The 18,024-nt window shown below is 66.0% G+C and carries 14 protein-coding genes; 4 read left to right on the top strand and 10 right to left on the bottom strand.

Annotation, left to right across the window (positions count from 1 at the left end):
- Positions 1 to 119 precede the first annotated feature (119 nt).
- The 7 genes from ACREE8_RS23425 to ACREE8_RS23455 form a co-directional block, all read right to left on the bottom strand.
- A complete protein-coding gene (locus ACREE8_RS23425; RefSeq protein ID WP_431575436.1) occupies positions 120 to 1,529 on the bottom strand; it encodes an FAD-linked oxidase C-terminal domain-containing protein in 1,410 nt (469 codons plus the stop codon).
- Positions 1,530 to 1,593: 64 nt separating this feature from the next.
- Positions 1,594 to 2,394 (bottom strand): sulfite exporter TauE/SafE family protein, encoded by an 801-nt coding sequence (locus ACREE8_RS23430; RefSeq protein ID WP_431575437.1) that lies wholly within the window; start codon positions 2,392 to 2,394, stop codon positions 1,594 to 1,596.
- 56 nt (positions 2,395 to 2,450) lie between these two features.
- Positions 2,451 to 3,761: an aspartate aminotransferase family protein gene (locus ACREE8_RS23435; protein ID WP_431575438.1), complete on the bottom strand. Its 1,311-nt coding sequence runs from the start codon at positions 3,759 to 3,761 to the stop codon at positions 2,451 to 2,453.
- A 258-nt stretch (positions 3,762 to 4,019) separates the two neighbouring features.
- Positions 4,020 to 4,895 carry an ABC transporter permease gene (locus ACREE8_RS23440; RefSeq protein WP_431575439.1) on the bottom strand — a complete coding sequence of 292 codons (876 nt, stop codon included), beginning with the start codon at positions 4,893 to 4,895 and terminating at the stop codon, positions 4,020 to 4,022.
- Positions 4,892 to 5,908, bottom strand: a complete 1,017-nt coding sequence (locus tag ACREE8_RS23445) for an ABC transporter permease (protein ID WP_431575440.1) — start codon at positions 5,906 to 5,908, stop codon at positions 4,892 to 4,894. The genes ACREE8_RS23440 and ACREE8_RS23445 overlap by 4 nt, the downstream gene beginning before the upstream one ends.
- Complete coding sequence (locus ACREE8_RS23450) at positions 5,901 to 6,986, bottom strand: ABC transporter ATP-binding protein (RefSeq protein ID WP_431575441.1); 1,086 nt, start codon at positions 6,984 to 6,986, stop codon at positions 5,901 to 5,903. Before ACREE8_RS23450 ends, ACREE8_RS23445 begins: the two co-directional genes overlap by 8 nt.
- A gap of 207 nt (positions 6,987 to 7,193) precedes the next feature.
- Positions 7,194 to 8,360, bottom strand: coding sequence for an extracellular solute-binding protein (locus ACREE8_RS23455; protein ID WP_431575442.1), 1,167 nt, complete (start codon positions 8,358 to 8,360; stop codon positions 7,194 to 7,196).
- Positions 8,361 to 8,631: 271 nt separating this feature from the next.
- Between ACREE8_RS23455 and ACREE8_RS23460 the strand changes: the two genes are divergently transcribed.
- The 4 genes from ACREE8_RS23460 to ACREE8_RS23475 all read left to right on the top strand — a co-directional run bounded on the left by ACREE8_RS23460 (position 8,632) and on the right by ACREE8_RS23475 (position 14,265).
- Entirely contained in the window at positions 8,632 to 10,116 is a 1,485-nt protein-coding gene (locus ACREE8_RS23460) for a PLP-dependent aminotransferase family protein (RefSeq protein ID WP_431575443.1), read from the top strand.
- Between the two features lie 192 nt (positions 10,117 to 10,308).
- Positions 10,309 to 12,027 (top strand): sulfoacetaldehyde acetyltransferase, encoded by a 1,719-nt coding sequence (gene xsc, locus ACREE8_RS23465; protein ID WP_431575444.1) that lies wholly within the window; start codon positions 10,309 to 10,311, stop codon positions 12,025 to 12,027.
- 217 nt (positions 12,028 to 12,244) lie between these two features.
- On the top strand, positions 12,245 to 13,432 hold the full coding sequence (locus ACREE8_RS23470) for an acetate/propionate family kinase (protein ID WP_431575445.1): 1,188 nt from the start codon (positions 12,245 to 12,247) through the stop codon (positions 13,430 to 13,432).
- A 32-nt stretch (positions 13,433 to 13,464) separates the two neighbouring features.
- Positions 13,465 to 14,265 (top strand): HEAT repeat domain-containing protein, encoded by an 801-nt coding sequence (locus ACREE8_RS23475; protein ID WP_431575446.1) that lies wholly within the window; start codon positions 13,465 to 13,467, stop codon positions 14,263 to 14,265.
- A gap of 14 nt (positions 14,266 to 14,279) precedes the next feature.
- Here the strand turns inward: ACREE8_RS23475 and ACREE8_RS23480 are convergent, their stop codons facing one another.
- From ACREE8_RS23480 to ACREE8_RS23490, 3 genes are all read right to left on the bottom strand, one after another.
- Positions 14,280 to 15,056, bottom strand: coding sequence for a sulfite exporter TauE/SafE family protein (locus tag ACREE8_RS23480; RefSeq protein WP_431575447.1), 777 nt, complete (start codon positions 15,054 to 15,056; stop codon positions 14,280 to 14,282).
- Positions 15,057 to 15,233: 177 nt separating this feature from the next.
- A complete protein-coding gene (locus ACREE8_RS23485; protein ID WP_431575448.1) occupies positions 15,234 to 16,862 on the bottom strand; it encodes an ATP-binding protein in 1,629 nt (542 codons plus the stop codon).
- A 129-nt stretch (positions 16,863 to 16,991) separates the two neighbouring features.
- A partial coding sequence (locus ACREE8_RS23490; protein ID WP_431575449.1) for a PLP-dependent aminotransferase family protein occupies positions 16,992 to 18,024 on the bottom strand: 1,033 nt, incomplete at its 5' end.

Here is an 18,024-nt window from a genome sequence, read left to right on the forward strand (position 1 = left end):
CTGCTCGGTATCGCGTCATCCCCCTCCTTTACACTCCCCCTCGCGTGGGAGGGGATAGTTTGCGGTCGCCCTGCCCCGCCTGCTTCCCCCGACGTGGGGGAGAGGCCGGGCGATCTATCCTACATTCGGAGGATCTTCCCGGGATTCATGATGTTGTCGGGATCGAAGGCGCGCTTGATCCGCCGCATCGCATCGACGGCGGGACCATGCTCGGCCTCGACGAAATCGATCTTGCCATAGCCCACGCCATGCTCGCCGGTGCAGGTGCCGCCCATGGCGAGCGCCCGGTGCACCATGCGTTCGTTCAGGCGCTGGGCGGTCTCCATCTCGGCTGGATTGTTCGGATCGATGACATAGGTCAGATGGAAATTGCCGTCGCCGACATGACCGACCAGGGGCGCCAGCATCTTGGATTCGCGGATCTCGCGCTTGGTCTCCGAGATGCAATCCGCCAGCCGCGAAATCGGCACGCACACATCGGTCGCCCAGCCCTTGGCGCCGGGACGCAAGGCAAGCGCCGCGTAATAGGCATTGTGGCGCGCCTGCCAGAGCTTGTTGCGGTCCTCGGCCTGCATCGCCCAGCGGAAGGCGCTGCCGCCATGCTCGGTCGTGATCGCCTTCACCATCTCGACCTGTTCCATGACCCCTGCCTCGGTGCCGTGGAACTCGAAGAACAAGGTCGGCTGCACCACATAGTCGAGCTTGGAATAACGGTTGATGGCGTCGAGCTGCACCTCGTCGACGAGCTCGATGCGCGCGACCGGAATGCCCGACTGGATCGTCTCGATGACGGTGTTGACCGCGTCCTCGATGGTGGGGAAGGCGCAGACCGCGGCCGAGATCGCCTGCGGAATGCCATAGAGCCGCAAGGTAACCTCGGTGATGACGCCGAGCGTCCCTTCGGAGCCGACGAAGACGCGGGTCAGGTCGTAGCCCGCGGCCGACTTGCGCGCCCGGCCGCCGGTCTTGATGACACTGCCGTCGGAGAGCACCACCGTCAGCCCCAGCACATTCTCGCGCATGGTGCCGTAGCGGACCGCATTGGTGCCCGAGGCGCGGGTCGCCGCCATGCCGCCGAGGCTGGCATCCGCGCCGGGATCGATCGGGAAGAACAGCCCCGAATCCCGCAGATGCGCGTTGAGCTGCTTGCGGGTGACGCCGGCCTCGATCTGCACATCGAGATCGCCCTCATGCACCGCCAGAACGCGGTTCATCTGGGAGAGGTCGATGGTGACGCCGCCATGCAAGGCCGCCACATGGCCCTCGAGCCCGGTGCCGGTGCCGAAGGCGATGACCGGCACGCGATGTTCCGCGCAGGCCTTGACGACCGCCTGGACCTCCTCGGTCGAGCGCACGAAGGCGACGGCATCGGGGGCCGCCGCGGCATGATAGGACTCGTCCTTGCCGTGCTGGGCGCGGACCGCGGCCGCGAGTGTGAAGCGTTCGCCCAGGAGGGCGCCCAGCCTGGCCAGGAGATCGGCCGGCAGGCGCGAGGCGGTGGACGGGGGAATGGCGTCGGGTGCGTTCATGGGGCCCGAGCCTAATGCCCCGGGCAAGGGCGAGGCAACGGGCCAAGCTGGGGCCGGCTGGCACTCAGATTTCGGCGCTTCCCGGCCCGCTCCAGAGCTGGAACAGCCCCTGTGCCGCCGTCAGGACCGCCAGCACCACCAGGAGCCACAGCACGATGCGGCGGAAGAGCGCCGGATCGACCGATTTGAAGCCGCGATTGCCGATCCAGACCCCGATCAGGAGCGGCGGCAGGAACAAGAGGAAGCGCCAGAAGCTGGTTCCGGTGATGAGCCCCTCGCGCGCCTGGAAGCCCAGCCCCAGCAGATCGGTGGCGATGAAGAAGGCGATGATCGAGGCGCGGCCGGCAGCGGCCCCGGCCGGTGAGCTGAAATAGAACAGCACGACGGGCGGGCCGCCGATCCCGAAGGCGCCGTTGAGAAGGCCGCTGGCGCCGCCCGCTGCCAGGGTCGCGACACGGCTGGGCATCTGCTTCAAGGCGAAGCCCCTGAGCAGCATGATCGCCGTGGCAATGACAAAAATTCCCAGCGCCAGCTTCATCGGCGCCACCGGCGCATTGGCGAGGAGCCAGACGCCGATCGGCACGAACACGGTGTAGCCGAGCAGCAGCCAGCCGATCGAGCGCCAATGGATGTCGCGCCAGATGCCGGGCAGCAGCGGCAGGCTCGCCGCGACTTCGAGCATGAAGATCGACGGCACGATCGCCGCCGGCTCCATGACGAGCGAGAGCGCGGTGATGGAAAGGAGCGAGAAGCCGAAGCCGGAGAAACCGCGCACCACCGCGGCGCCCAGCACGCAGACGAGGCTGAAAGAGATCAGCGCGGCATTCATGCCGCCGAGATCGATCGCCTCGATGAAGCTCGTCATGGCCGTTCCGACAGGGCGTGGATAGAAAGAACCGATCCCCGCCCCCGCTCGGGGAATCAGTACTGGCTGAACACCTTGCGCAGGATATCGATCATCTGATCGATATGCGACTTCTCCGCGACGAAGGGCGGCGCCACGATGCCGGCGTCGCCGGTGAACTTGATATGCAGGCCCGCCGCGAACAGCCGCTTGGTGGCGTCATAGCCGCGCGCACCGGGCTTGCCGTCCGTGGCGAGATCGATGCCGGCCAGCAGGCCAAACCCTCGAATATCGGTGACCGCCGGAATGCCCTTCAGCGAATAGACCGCGTCGAGGAAATAGGGCGACAGCTCGGCCGCGCGCTGGAACAGGCCTTCCTTCTCATAAATGTTGAGCGCGGCGATGCCGGCGGCGCAGGCCGCGGGATGCGCCGAATAGGTATAGCCGTGGAAGAGCTCGACAGCATGCTCGGGCGCGCTGTCGACGATCGTGCCATAGATCTTGTCGCTGACGGCGACCGCACCCATCGGCTGCGCGCCGTTGGTCAGCGCCTTGGCCATGGTGATCATGTCGGGCGTCACGCCGAAGCTCTGCGCGCCGAAGGCCTTGCCGGTGCGCCCGAAGCCGCAGATGACCTCGTCGAACACCAGCAGGATGCCGTGCATGTCGCAGATCTTGCGCAGGCGGTCGAGATAGCCCTTGGGCGGGACCAGCACGCCGGTCGAGCCCGCGATCGGCTCGACGAAGCAGGCGGCGATGGTCGAGGCGCCATAGAGATCGACGAAGCGCTGCAGATCGTCGGCGAGCTCGGCGCCCTTCTCCGGCTGGCCGCGGGTGAAGCGCGCGTCGGGCGACCAGGTATGGCGCATATGCACCACGCCCGGCATGACCGCGCCGAAGGTCTCGCGGTTGCGGACCATGCCGGCCAGCGACACGCCGCCGATATTGACGCCGTGATAGGCGCGTTCGCGGCTGACGAAACGGGTACGCTGACCGTCGCCGCGCGCGCGGTGGTAGGCGAGCGCGATCTTGATCGCGGTATCGACCGATTCCGATCCGGAATTGCAGAAGAAGATGTAATCGAGCCCGTCGGGCGTGAGCGCCGCGACCTTGCGGGCGAGCTCGAAGGACGAGGGATGGGCCATCTGGAAATGCGGGCCGTAATCCATCTCCATGAGCTGCTTGCCGACCGCCTCGGCGATCTCCTTGCGGGCATGGCCGGCCGCGACGCAGAACAGGCCCGAGCTGCCGTCCAGCAGCTTCTCGCCCTTATGGTTCCAGTAATAGACCCCCTCGCCCTTCACCAGGAGCCGGGGCTCCTGCTTGAAATCGCGATTCGAGGTGAAAGGCAGCCAGTGATTCTCGAGCGTGTTGGCTTCGTACTGCACAGTGGGCCCCTGGGTCACGAGGAACGGCGAAAATGCCTCTCGGCACTGACTGCCATCCTAACCGCCGGGGTCGAGGCCCTATAGGGACAGGGCGGCGAAATGGGAGGGGACAGGGTGGGGCGGCGAACGGAGCCTGTGTGGTGAATCAGGTCTTAACTGTCATGCTAGCGAAGGCCGGCATCCATGAACACAAACCTGGCCCATTTATGCGCGATGGGTGTTCAAGACCCCGGCCTTCGCCGGGGTGACAACGAGTCCCTAAGCCGCGACCGCCGCTGGCAACGCGGCTTCGGCCGCAAGGGCCGTCGCCTTCGCGGCGTCGGCCTTCTTCTGCTCGGCGCGGCGCAGGACCTCGTAGATCACGGCGCCGACGATGGTGATGGCGACGATGATGACGGCAAGCGCCGAGAGCGTGGGCGTGGTGCCCTGGCGCACGCGGCCCGCCAGCACCGTCACCAGCGTCTTCTCGGCCAGGATCGCGAAGGTCGTGGTGTTGTAGTTCTCGAACGAGGCCAGGAACGCCAGCACCGAGGCCGAGAGCACGGCGGGCTTGAGGAAGGGGAGCAGGATATGGCGGAAGACCTGCGGGTAGCTGGCGCCGAGATCGAGCGCCGCTTCCTCCTGGGCCCGGTCGAAGCGCTGCAGGCGCGACAGGAACACCAGCATCGAATAGGCCGAGATGAAGGTCGATTGGCCGAGGATCGTCAGGAAGTAGCCGTTGAACAGGAACTTCGCCCCGGTCCAGCTGGTGACGTCCTTCCAGAAGATCACGGTCGAGATGCCGAGGATGATGCCGGGCGTCAGCACCGGCGAGACCACGACCAGGTAATAGAGCGAGCGGGCGCGCCAATAGATCTGCGTCATGACGATGGCGGCGGCGAGGCCGACCGGCACGGCGACGCAGACCACGCCGATCCCGATCAGGACCGAGGTCTTGAGGCCGGTGATCAGCTCGTCGTCCTTGGCGAGCATGGCGAACCATTTGAAGGTGAAGCCTTCGAACGGATAGGCCTGCGGATAATTGGGCGTGTTGAAGGCGGTGACGCCCATCACGGCCAGCGGCCCGAACAGGTAGGTGAAGAAGATCAGGATGTAGAACGCGATCATCGCCTTCATGACGAAGCGGGAGTTCATCGCGTGATCTCCCCGAGGCTGACCTTGAAGACGCGCAAGACCGCCAGCACGAAGACGATGCAGGTCAGGAGCAGGATGAAGGCGTAGGCCGATCCTTGGGGCCAGTTGAAGGCCTGGTAGAAGCGGTCATAGACGATCGGCGTGAACCAGAGCGTGTTGGGCCCGCCCAGGATCAAAGGCGCGGCGAGCGCGCCCGCCGTCAGCATGAAGACCATGGTGCAGCCCGACGCGATGCCGGGCTTGGCGAAGGGCATCACCACGAAGAGATGGATATGCCACCAGGGCGCGCCCAGGTCGCGCGCCGCCTCGATCTGATTCTTGTCCAGGCTCTCGATCGCGTTATAGAGCGGGAACATCATCATCAGCAGATAGGCGTAGGAGAGGCCGGTATACATCGCGACATCGAGGCCGAGGAAGTCGATCGGCTCGGCGATCACGCCGATACCGAGCAGTACATTATTGATGAGCCCCGAGGTGGCGAACAGCACCCGGAAGGCGAAAGCGCGCAGGATCTCGTTGACCCAGAAGGGCGCGATCAGCATCAGCATGAAGAGCCGCAGGCGTTCGGGCGTCGCCACCTGCGCCATGTAATAGGCCATCGGGTAGCAGATGCAGAAATTGATCGCCGTCACGATGATGCTGGCGAAGATCGTCATGAAGAACGCCTTCAGATGGATCACATTGAGCTGATCCATCGAGGTCGTGCTGCCGAAGATGAAGTAGCGATAGCTGTCCAGCGTGTAGTGGTCGTTGGGCCCGCCATAATCCCGCGGCGGCAGCTTCGGGTGGAACGAGAAATCCACCATGTAGAGCTGCGGCAGGACGATCATGATGATCGCCCAAAGGCCGACGGCGCCCAGCAGGAAGACCGAGATCGCGATGCCGTTGCGCCCGAAGAAGCTCTTGGCGCCGGGCTCGCCGCTATGGCGCCGCTCGACCGTCGACATCGCCCAGAAAACCGCGATGACGATCAGCGGCCCGAGGAAGATCAGATATTTGCCGACCTCAATCACTGGCGAGCTTTCCCGCCGGCAGCACCAGGCCCAGCTGGCGGTCATACTGGATCGAGGCGGTTTCGCCCTGGCCCGGCATGCGTTCCGGACCGCCGCGGCCGACCGTCACCACGATCTCCTTGCGGGTCGGTCCCTTGAGGAAGACGTGGCTCATATTGCCTTCGAAGGCGACATTGAGGACCGGCGCCTGCAGCGTGGAGCCGGCCGTGCCGGCCCCCAGCCGGAAGGCCTCGGGCCGCACGAACAGCACCGCATCGTCGCCGACCTTGACGCCGCGCCCGTTGCGCCCGCGCAGACGCCCGACCGGCGTGTCGAGGATCGCATCGCCGTTCTCGAGCGCCATGACCTTGCCGGCGAAGGGATTGTTCTCGCCGACGAAGGAAGCGACGAAGCCCGTGGCCGGATTGTCGTAGACGGTCTTGCCGTCGCCCACCTGCTCGATCACGCCCGCATTCATGACGGCGATGCGGTCGGACATGGTGAGGGCTTCGCCCTGGTCGTGGGTGATGTAGATGAAGGTGATGCCGACGCGACGCTGGATCGCGCGCAGCTCGTTGCGCATATGCTGGCGCAGCTTGAGATCGAGCGCCGAGAGCGGCTCGTCCAGCAGCAGCACGCTGGGCTGGACCGCGAGCGCGCGGGCGATGGCGACGCGCTGCTTCTGGCCGCCGGAAAGCTCGCCGATCTTCTTGTCGCCCTGGCCCGGCAGCGCGATCAGCGACAGGAGCTCGTCGGCGCGCTGGCGCTGATCGGCGCGCGACATGCCCTGGACCCTGAGGCCATAGGCGATGTTCTCGGCCACGGTCATGAGCGGGAACAGCGCGAGGTTCTGGAAGATGAGGGCGGTGGGACGCTTGTTCGGCCCGATGCCGGTCATGTCCTTGCCGCCGATCCGGACCACGCCCTCGGAGGGATCGAGGAAGCCCGAGATGGCGCGCAGGATCGTGGTCTTGCCGCAGCCCGAAGGCCCGAGGAAGCTGAAGAACTCCCCGTTGTTGATCTTGAGCGACGCGCCCTTGACCGCGGTGAAACTGCCGAAGCGAATGGTGACGCGGTCGAGCTCGACGTCCGCACTCATGGATCGAGACTTCCCCTACCCTACGATTGACGCCCCTTTGTCGCCCGCCCCGGAAACCCGGCGAACGCCATCGAGGCAACCATAATTGGTGCATGCGGCCCCGCCGGCCCGCAAGAGCCCGACTTGCCGCATCGCCATGGCTCCAATGCGAACATCCCGGCCCAAAGCGGGGCCGGGATGCTGCATGGTCAATGAACGCTCAGGCGATCAGGCCGCCTTGAACTTCTCGGCATATTCGCCGCGCAGATCGCCGAACCATGACGGCTCGGGGATGCGGTTCCAGAGCTTGTCGAGGGCGTCGCCCGGATAGGCTTCCTGGAAGTTCTTCTTGGCCGCCGCCGAGAGCAGCGCGTCGGAGCCCTTGCAGATCGGGTTGTAGCCCGAGCCGTCGGCCACCTTCGCGGACGCTTCCGGCGTGTGGACGTAGTTCAGCCAAGCATAGGCCTGATCGATGTTCTTGGCGCCCGAGGAGAGGGACCAGCCGTCGATCCAGGCGATGGCGCCTTCCTGCGGCGCCATGTAGCTGACCGGCTTGCCGTCCTTCTTGAGGCTGAGGACCGGGCCGTCCCAGGTCTGGCCGATGACCACGCCGTTCTCGAGGAGACCGGACTTGGTGTTGTCGGCACTGTCCCAGAACTGCTTGATCCAGGGCTTGTGCGCGATCGCGAAGGGCAGGAGCACGTCATAGATCTTCTTGAAGCTGTCGGGATCCTTGAAGGCGTCCGCCATCCGGTTCGAGGGCAGCTTGCCCGACGCATCCATCCACAGGCCGATGCCGAGCAGCAGCGAATGCGGACGGCCCTGCACCTTGCCCTTGTACTGATCTTCCCAAAGTGTGCCGTAGCTCAGGGTCTTGTATTCGAGCTTGGTCTGGTCGGTACGCCAGGAGATGGCTTCGCTGCCCCAGCAATGCGGCATCCAGTGCAGACCGCCATCCCATTCCCAGATCTTGGTCGCTTCGATGAAGGACGGCAGCACGCTGCCATTCTCGAGCTTCTTCGGATCGAGGGCGGCCGTCAGGCCGAGATCCTTGAACTGCGGCTGGCGATCGCGCGTCGGCTGATAGAGATCGAAGCCTTCGCCGCCGGTCGCCTGGAGCTTGTTGATCTGCTCCTCGTTCTGCGAGAACGGCGTGGTGTTCACCTTGATGCCGGTCTTCGCCGTGAAATCAGGAATGACGGGGTCGGGCAATTCATCCGACCAGTTGAGAAGATTGAGCTCGCCCGACGAAGAGAGAGCGTTCTTCACAAACCACGGGCCAACGGCCAACGCGGCACCCGCCATCGTGGCGTTCTTCAGCATCGTGCGGCGGCTGAACCGCCTTGCTGCGCTCAGCGTCAATGCAGCCGACGAGGCCGGTTTTTTGGCAGTCATAAGAGAGCTCCCTGTTTTGAAAGAGAATGAAGCCTTTGTTGCGCGCCCCCATGGCTCTTGCTTCTGCTTCGATTCCGGCCGAGGGACCCTTCGTTGTAGTCCCGTGTCACGACAGATTTATGACGTCCTCGTGACGAGGCCCCGGGATGAAACCGGCAGAAAAGCTGGGGATTCTTCGCCAATTGATCGTATTGTTACAATCGACTAGTGAAACAGAGCCAGTCAAGGAGTTTTCACCGGCCAGCTCAGGCGCGGGCCGGAACAGGAATGAATGCGGGACCAACTTTTCCACTTCGAGCCCGACGGCACCACCACCCTGCAGGCGCAGCTGCGCCGCATGCTGGTCGACGCGATCCTGGAGGGCCAGATTCCGGCCGGCAGCGCGCTGCCCTCCTGCCGGAAGATGGCGCAAACGCTCAATGTCGCCCGTAACACAGTGGCGCTGGCCTATCAGGACCTGGTCGAGGAAGGTTTTCTGGTCGCCCGCCAGCGCAGCGGTTACTTCGTGGCGCCCGACGTCCTGTCCGGCCGCGCACCCGGAACAGCATCGCGGGACGGCTATACCGGCGCAAAGGAGACCCCATCCGGGGTCGACTGGCCCGACAGGTTTCGCGTCCATCCCACCCGCCAGCACAACATCGTCAAGCCGCGCAACTGGCAGGACTACCCCTACCCCTTCATCTATGGCCAGGTCGATCCGGGCCAGTTCCCCATCGCGGCCTGGCGCGACTGCTCGCGTCAGGCGCTTGGGCGCGCCGCCGTCAAGGAATGGTCGCGCGACCTCTTCACCGACGACGATCCGCATCTGATCGAGCAGATCCGCACCCGCCTCCTGCCGCGTCGCGGCGTGCGGGTCGACAATGACGAGATCCTGGTCACCGTCGGCGCCCAGCAGGCGCTCTATCTGATCGCGAGCCTCCTGATCGATGCCGGCACGCGCGTCGGGATCGAGGATCCGGGCTATGTGGATGCGCGCAACATCTTCAGCCTGCGCGGTGCCGCGGTGAAGCCGCTGGCGATCGACCGCGAGGGCGTGGTGGTCGATGAGCGGCTGGGTCAATGCGATTACGTCTATGTGACGCCGAGCCATCAATTTCCGACCACCGCCACCATGTCGCTGGCGCGCCGCCGCGCCTTGCTCCAGGCGGCCGAGGCCAACGACATCGTCCTGGTCGAGGACGACTATGAAAGCGAGATCAACCACCAGGGAACGCCCTCGCCGGCCCTCAAATCGCTCGACCGCCAAGGCCGCGTGATCTTCGTCGCCAGCCTCTCCAAGAGTTTGGCGCCGGGCCTGCGGCTGGGCTACATGGTCGGCCCCGCGCCCTTCATCCGCGAGGCGCGCGCGCTCCGTCGCCTGATGCTGCGTCACCCGCCTGCCAACAACCAGCGCACGGTGGCGCTGTTCCTGGCGGACGGCCATCACGACGCGCTGCTGCGCCGCCTCAGCCAGATCTACAAGGACCGCTGGAAGGCGATGGGCGATGCGCTGGCGCGCCATCTGCCCGAATGCCGCTGGCAGCAGAGCCAGGGCGGCACCGCCTATTGGGTCGAGGGTCCCGCCGGCCTCGATGCCCGCGCGCTCGAAGCCGCCGCCGCCAAGCAGGGCATTCTCATCGAGCGCGGCGACTGGCATTTCCAGGCCGAAGACGCGCCCCGGCGTTTTTTCCGCCTCGGCTTCTCCTCCATCCCCCTCGACAAGATCGAGCCGGGGATCAAGCTGCTGGGCGAGATACTGCGCCGGCAGATGGCTTAGGCCTCTCCCAACCGGCGGTCGCTCCATTCCCCTGGCTCCCGGAAATGGACCGCACTGGCCCTAGCTTGGAGCGGGTCCGAGGCGCTACCACAGGCTCCCGAGATTCCCTGGCTCCGCCGGGCGTTGGCGTGCAACATCGCGGGCGCCGGGGCGGGGCCGCCGTCGAAACCGATTTCAAATGAGGCAACGATCATGACACGCATGTCCGCCAGCGAAGCCTTCGTCGAAACGCTCGTCGCGCATGGCGTGAAGGATGTGTTCGGCATCGTCGGCTCGGCCTATATGGACGCGCTCGACCTGTTCCCCGCGGCCGGCATCCGCTTCATCTCGGTCTGCCATGAGCAGGGTGCGGCGCATATGGCCGACGGCTATTCGCGCGTGCTCAACAAGCAGGGCGTCTGCATCGCGCAGAACGGCCCCGGCATCACCAACTTCGTCACCGCCGTCGCCGCCGCCTATTGGGCCCATTCGCCCGTGGTGGTGATCACGCCCGAGACCGGCTCCAACACCATCGGCCTCGGCGGCTTCCAGGAGACCGAGCAGCTCCCGATCTTCTCGAAGATCACCAAGTTCCAGGCGCATGTGACCCGCCAGGACCGATTCGCCGAGCTCACCAGCCGCTGCTTCGACTATGCGCTGCTGGAGCGAGGCCCCACCCAGCTCAACATCCCGCGCGACATGTTCTATGGCGAGATGGACATCACCCTGCCGAAGCCGATCCATATCGAGCGTTCGGCCGGCGGCGAGCAGAGCCTGAACGATGCGGCGAAGCTGCTGTCCGAGGCGAAATTCCCGGTCATCGTCGCCGGCGGCGGCGTGATCATGTCGGACGGCCAGGCGGAAGCCGTGGCGCTGGCCGAATATCTCTCGGCCCCGGTCGTCACCTCCTATCTCCATAACGACGCCTTCCCCGCCGGCCATCCGCTGATGTGCGGGCCCTTGGGCTATCAGGGCTCGAAGGCGGCGATGAAGCTGATCGCGCAGGCCGACGTGGTACTGGCGCTGGGCACGCGGCTCGGGCCGTTCGGCACCCTGCCGCAGCATGGCATCGAGTACTGGCCGAAGCAGGCGCAGATCATCCAGGTGGACAGCAATGCCCGCATGCTGGGGCTGGTGAAGCCGATCAGCGTCGGCGTCAATGGCGATGCCAAGCCGGCGGCCGCCGCCATGCTGCAGCGCCTGCAGACCGGCAACCACAAGGTCGCCGCGCATGGCAACAAGGAAGCGCGGATGGCCGAGGTGAAGAAGCAGAAGGACGCCTGGGAGAGCGAGCTCAACAGCTGGGGCCAGGCGGACGGCTCGCCAATCGCGCCGCGCCGGGCGCTGCGCGAGCTCGAGAAGGCCATGCCGAAGAACGCGATGGTCACGACCGACATCGGCAATATCTGCTCGGTCTCGAACAGCTATCTGCGTTTCGACAAGCCGCGCAGCTTCTTCGCGGCGATGAGCTTCGGCAATTGCGGCTATGCCTATCCGACCGCGATCGGCGCCAAGGTGGGCGCCCCCGACCGGCCGGCCGTGGCTTATGTCGGGGACGGCGCCTGGGGCATGAGCCTGCAGGAGACGCTCACTTGCGTGCGCGAGAACATTCCGGCCATTGCCGTGGTGTTCAACAACGGCCAGTGGGGTGCCGAGAAGAAGAACCAGGTCGATTTCTTCGCCGACCGCTATGTCGGCACCAACCTGAAGAATCCGAGCTTCGCCGCGATCGCGGAATCGATGGGGGCGAAGGGCATCAAGGTCGACAGCCCCGGCCAGATCGGCGACGCGCTCAAGACCGCGATCGCCTCCAACCGGCCTTGCGTGCTCGAGATCATGGCGACCCAGGAACTCGGCGACCCCTTCCGCCGCGACGCGCTCAAGAAGCCGCAGCGCCTGCTGGAGAAGTACAAGGCTTATTCGGTGAGCTGATTGCCGACGGCGGAGTCAGCGGCCACCCCTCCCCCTACCCCCTCCCGCAAGGGGAGGGGGCGTGGATGTTTACGATCGCGCTCTTCCTTCCGCTCTTCGACGCGTGAAATAATTCCGTGTCGTCACACGGCGTCGCAATGTCGAGCGTAGTACATCCGGGCAAGCAGAAAAAAACCACGCCCCCTCCCCTTGCGGGAGGGGGTAGGGGGAGGGGTTGATGCAGGCCCCGCTGCTCATCCTCAATGCCGGCTCCTCGAGCCTGAAGTTCGCGCTTTATCGGACCGGCAGCGCAGAGCCCACACTGTTGGCGCGCGGCCAGTTCGCCGGCATCGGGCGTGCTCTCGCCTTCTCCGCAAAGTCCGCGGACGGCCTTGCACTGACGCCACCGGATGCGGCGGCGCTCGCCGCCACCCGCAATCATGCAGACGCGCTGCTGCTTCTGCCGGCCTGGCTCCAGGCCAACGATCTCGGCAGCGCACTCGCCGGCGCCGGTCATCGCGTCGTCCATGGCGGCACGCGCTTTACCTTGCCCGAGCGCATCACGCCCGAAAGCCTCGACGCGCTGGCGGCGCTGGAGCCGCTGGCGCCGCATCACCAGCCGCATAATGTCGCCGCCATCCGCGCGCTGATGGCGCAGCAGCCGGACCTGCCGCAGGTGGCCTGCTTCGACACCGCCTTCCACGCCACCATGCCGGCGACGGCCCAAAGTCTCGGGCTGCCCCGGGCTCTCGAAGCCAAGGGCCTGCGCCGTTACGGCTTTCACGGCCTCTCCTATGAATATGTGACCGGTCGCCTGGCCGAACTTTGCGGCGGACGCCTGCCGAAGCGCGTGATCATCGCCCATCTCGGCAATGGCGCCAGCATGGCGGCCGTGCTCGACGGCAAGGGCCATGCGACGACGATGGGTTTCTCCACCCTCGACGGCCTCGTCATGGGCACACGCATCGGCAGCCTCGATCCTGGCGCCATCCTGCATCTGATGCGCACGGAGAGAATGGATCTGAAGGCGCTTGAGGACATGTTCTACAACAGGAGCGGTCTGCTCGGCCTCTCGGACATCAGCGCCGACATGAAGACGCTGCTCGAGAGCGGCGATTCCCGCGCCGCCGCGGCAATCGAGCAATATTGCTACGCGATCGTCCGCCATGCCGGCTCGCTCGCCGCGGCGCTGGGCGGCCTCGATGCGCTGGTCTTCACCGGCGGCGTTGGCGAGAACGCAGCGCCGATCCGCTCCCAGGTCTGCCGGGCCCTTGCCTGGCTTGGCGTCGATCTCGACGAGACCGCGAACGCCCGCGGCGGCTCCCTCGTCACAACGCCAAGCTCCCGGGTCGCGGCCTATGTCGTGCCGACAGACGAAGAACTCGTGATCGCGCGGCATACGGCTGCGCTGTTGTGCATCGTTTGATAAGCTGGCCGATCGACGCAAAGCATAAGGCAATGTCGAAGGCAAGAAGAACCGATACCCGCACCCTGGACGTCCTGATCGCCACAGCCCTGACAGAAGCGGAACGTCAGGCGGCCGGCGAGCAGTCGATGGCGCAGGGAGTGCATTTGGCGATTGTCGTGCTGCAAGAACGAGGAACACGAGATGTCCTCGATGCGGCGCTGTCGCTTTGTAAATCGGACGACGCGCAGCGGCGAAAGCTGGGTGCGGAGATCCTCGGCCAGTTGGGGTGGCCGGAACGGACCTTCCCGGAAGAACGTTGCGACGCGCTTCTGGCCCTGGTGCAGCAGGATCCCGAATTGGCGGTCATCATCCAGGCGATCTATGCGCTGGGCCATCTTGGCCACGCCCGCGCCGTGCCGGCATTGGCGGCACTTCAGAATCATGCCGACGGCGAGGTTCGCCGCGGCGTGGCCTTCTCCCTCTGCGGCCATGAAACGCCGGAAGCGGCCTCGGCGCTCGTTCATTTGGCCAGGGATCGGGAGACGGAGGTTCGCGATTGGGCCACGACAGGGATCGCCCAAAGCCTTTCCATCGATGGCCCGCCCATAAGAACGCTGCTGCTCGAGCGCGCCGTCGATGAGGACGGGATCATTCGGGCGGAAGCGCTGAGCGGGCTTGCGCTGCGTCGAGATTCCCGGATGCTGCCCCATCTCAGGGCCGAGCTGATCGCCGAACAGGAACGCCCATATCTGTTTATCGATGCCGCCAAAGCGTTCCTGGGCTGGAGCGACGACCGGGACGCCAGCGTCGAAGAGCTGCTCGCCGCTCTCGATAATGCCGCCACCGCCTGAAGAAAGGCAGCGACTCAGCCGAACAGCCCCGCCACGGCCCGGACAAGCGCGACCGCGGCGACGCTCGCCAGCACGATCAAGGCGACGCGCCGGTAGGTGTGGGCTGTGCTCTTGGTGAAGAGATGCGCGCCGACCCAGTTGCCGAGCGACATGGCCGGCAGCAGCAGGATGGTCAACAGCACGACATGGACCGTCACGAGGCCGCCGACCGCGGCCGCGCCGAGCGTGATCCAGGACAGCAGGAAGAAATAGACCAGCAGCGAGGCGCGGCCCACGGCGGCACCGCCCGGCGAGGCCAGGAAGAAGATGATGACGGGCGGGCCGCCCATCGAGGTCGAGCCGTTGAGAAGCCCGGAGAGCGTTCCCAGCGCCAGGCGCATCGCCTTCGAGGGCATGCTGTTGAAGACGGCGCCCCGCCAGAGCAGCAGCACCGCGACCAGCACGGTCAGGCCGATGAAGGCGCGCATCAGATCGGCCGGCAGGTAGCGCAGCATGGCGACGCCGAACGGCAACCCGACGGCGGCGCCCGCGAGCAGCAACCAGACCGAAGGCCAATCCGCCTGGCGCCAGACCTGGATCACGAGCTGCAACCCGCCGACCAGCGTGATCAAAGTGACCACCGGGACCATGTCGGCCGGATCGACAATCAAGGTCAGCGCCGGCACGGCGGCGAGCGCGAAGCCGAAGCCGGTATAACCGCGCAGGATCCCCGCCCCGAACGCCACCAGCAGCACGAAGACGGTGCCCCAGGGTCCGAGTGATTGGATCAGCGAGAGGAAGGAGTGGAGCAAAAGGGAACCCGCAAGCGGAAAGATCGCGCCACCCCCAAGTTGATGTGGTCGCTTCGCTCTACTTTAAAGCTTCGAGCTGCGCTTAGCTTCAAACACGCCCCCTCCCTTTGCGGGAGGGGGTAGGGGGAGGGGTGGATATGCGTGCCAGATGATGCCGGTATCGCACCCTCTGCGCAATCAATCCCGCAGCTGCTTGCGCCAGCGCTCGATCGTGTCGGTGATGAACTCGCGGCTGGCGCTGTCCTGCTGCCAGGCATGGGAGAAGGGCGGCGTGCCGTTCTTGGGGCGCCATTGCGGGTCGAGCTCGTCGAAGGCGAGGCGCATCGGCACCGTCACGCCCTCGCCCACCGCGATCGCCTCGCGCGTGCGCAAGGCCGGCAAGGCGCCCAGCAAGCCGATCGCCGAATCCGGCAGCGCGTTGCGCACGAAGCTGCAATCGCGCTCGTTGCTCATGCGCAAGGCGAACAGCGTATTGCACTGGGAGAGGATGGTCGCCGACAGCTCCGAAGGCCGCTGGCTCACCAGGCAGAGCCCGACGCCATATTTGCGCCCCTCGCGCGCGATCGTGGCGATGACCCGGCCCGTGGGCCCGAAGGCCTGGCTGTCGTCGCGCGGCACATAGCGATGCGCCTCCTCGCAGACCAGCAGGATCGGCATCGCCCGCGCCCGGTCGCTCCAGAGCGCGAAATCGAACAAGGTGCGGCAGAGCACAGAGACCACCACGTCGGTGATCTCGGAAGGAATGCCGGAGATGTCGAAGATCGTGATCGGCTTGCGTTCGACCGGCATGCGCAGGATGCGCGAGAGGATGTCCACGAGGTTATCGCGCACCATCAGGCCGGAGAACATGAAGGCGAAGCGGCGGTCGTTGCTGAGCGCCTCGATACGGGCCTTGAGACGCAGATAGGCGGCATTGTTCTCGGGCTTCTCCAGCCGGCCCATCGCCGCATCGATCGAACGCAGCACGTCGCCGAGCCGGTAGGGCACCGGCGTGTCGACGGTCACATAGTCCAGCTCCTTGCCGGCGCCGGCGAACTTGCGCTTGGACTCGACGATGGCGGCCTTCAGCACCGCATGCTCGGCTTCCATGGTGTCGCCGGTGCGGCTGGCGAAGACCGACACGATCTCCTCGAAATTGAGCAGCCAATAGGGGAGCTGGAGATTGCTCGGGCTGATCAGCTCGGCGCGATCGCCGAAGGCCGTCGCATATTCGTTGTGGGAATCGAGCAGCACCACATGGCCGCCCGGATTCTGGTCGAGTACCGCGCGCAGGATAAGCGCGACGGCGCAGGATTTGCCGGAACCGGTGACGCCGAGCACGGCGAAATGCTTGCCCAGCAGCTCGTCGGTGCTGACGAAGGCCGGCAGCGTCTCGTCCTGATGGATGGCGCCGACCCGCACCGTGGCCGCCTTGGGCCGCGCATAGACGAGACCGAGCTCGTCATGGGTGGCGGCGAAGAGATCCATGCCCAATCCCGGATGCATGGAGACGCCGCGCTGGAAACCGCGTGCCGCGCCGCTCTTGTCGCGCAGGCATTCGCCCAGGAGCTGGATCTCGGCCAGATGCTTCTCCGCCGGCGAGATCTCGGCTTGCGCGTTCTCGGCCTTGAGGCTCACCACCATGCCGAACACGTCGGAGGCGAGCGTCGGCATCCGGACGATCGAGCCGATGCGGATCCCCTCGGCACCCGGCTTGAGAATCGCGGTCACCGACGAGCCGGACACCGCGATGACGTGGCCCGCCTTGGCCGCGCCCGGCCGGCGCATCGGCAAGGGTTTCTCGTCGATCGCATGAACCGTGGACATGGCGGAAGCTTCCGGACAACGGGGGATGAAAATGACTGGGAAATCAATAGCTGCGGCCGACCCTTGGGGTATCGCCGCAGCCTTCAACCCTAGCGGGCGAAACCTGAACAAAGCGCTAACAGACCGTGCTCAGTCCCGGGGCGGCCCGGCCTCTTCGAGCACCGCCGCCAGCCGCTCGACGACGCGCGGCGCCTCCCCGGTCGGGATGTTGGTGAAGCTCAGCGCCAGGGCCGGCGGGCACTTGGCCTGGATCAAGGCGCGGCTCAAGGGAAAGGGCGCCAGCCCCTGCGCCCAGGCGCGCTGGGCCATCGCCTCGTCATCGCTGCCCGGCGGCAAGCCGGCCATCAGATGCAAGCCGCCTGCCTGCAACTCGACGCGCAGGCGATCGCCCAGCCGCTTCTCAAGGGCCGTGGCCAAGGCCTGACGGCGCTCGGCATAGAGCTGGCGCATCCGTCTTATGTGCCGCGAGAAATGGCCCTCGGTCATGAAGTCGGCGACGGTGGCCTGGTCGAGGAAGCCCTGGCTTGGCATCAGCAGGGCCGCGGCGCGATCGAAGCGCTCGATCTCAGGCAGCGGCACGACCAGATAGCCCAACCTCAAGCCCGGCAGCAGCACCTTGCTGAAGGTGCCGACATAGAGCACGCGGCTACCGTCATCGAGACTCTTCAAGGCGGGCAGCGGGCGGCCGAGATAGCGATACTCGCTGTCGTAATCATCCTCGATCACCCAGGCGCCGGCGTCCGTCGCCCATGACAGCAGGGCGAGCCGGCGGTTGAGCGACAAGGTCACGCCCAGCGGCGCCTGGTGCGAGGGCGTGACCACCGCGAACCGCGCCCAGGGTGCGCGCTGCCGGCCGGCCGCGACATCGATCCCCTCCTCGTCCACCGGCAGCGGCACCAAGGCGGCGCCGGCCTGCTTCAGCGCTTCGCGCGCCAGGAAGTAACCGGGATCCTCGAACCAGACCGGATCGCCCGGCCGCAGCAGGACGCGTGCGATCAGACCCAGCGCGCCCTGATAGCCGGCGGTGATAAGGATCTGGTCGCTCGAGCAGGCGATGCCGCGGGCGATGGCAAGATAATGCGCGATGGCGTCGCGCAAGCGGCGGTCGCCGGCGGCGTCCTGGTAGGTCATCGCCGAGGCGGGAAGCCGCCGGGCGTTGCGC

Source organism: Hypericibacter sp. (assembly GCF_050729195.1).
Classification (GTDB): domain Bacteria; phylum Pseudomonadota; class Alphaproteobacteria; order Dongiales; family Dongiaceae; genus Hypericibacter.